1 protein-coding gene is annotated in these 283 nt (G+C 72.1%); it reads right to left on the bottom strand.

The window, feature by feature from the left end; genetic code table 11:
- The coding region (locus SB717_RS35160; RefSeq protein WP_410907529.1) for a LysE family translocator at window positions 1–283 on the bottom strand (283 nt) is incomplete at both ends.

Here is a 283-nt window from a genome sequence, read left to right as displayed (position 1 = left end):
ACGAACAGCCCGCCCAGGAGCAGCATCTGCGCCGCCGGTGGCCACCCCGACTCCCGCGTGGTGAACTGCGGCACCAGCGCGACCAGGACGAGCAGGCCTTTCGGGTTGAAGCCGGAGACGCCCGCTCCGCGCAGGAAGCTGCTCCACCGCGATCCGTCCCGCTCGGTCGCCTCCCCCAACGGCGCCGGTCGGCGAAGCAGACCGTTCAGGCCGATCCACACCAGGTACAGCGCACCGCCGACAGTCAGCACCGAGAGCAGCGCAGGGCTCGCGGCGACCAGCG

It is taken from the genome of Priestia sp. SIMBA_032 (assembly GCF_046535215.1).
GTDB classification, from domain to species: Bacteria; Bacillota; Bacilli; order Bacillales; family Bacillaceae_H; genus Priestia; species Priestia aryabhattai.
This window is presented reverse-complemented; position numbering and strand designations above follow the sequence as displayed.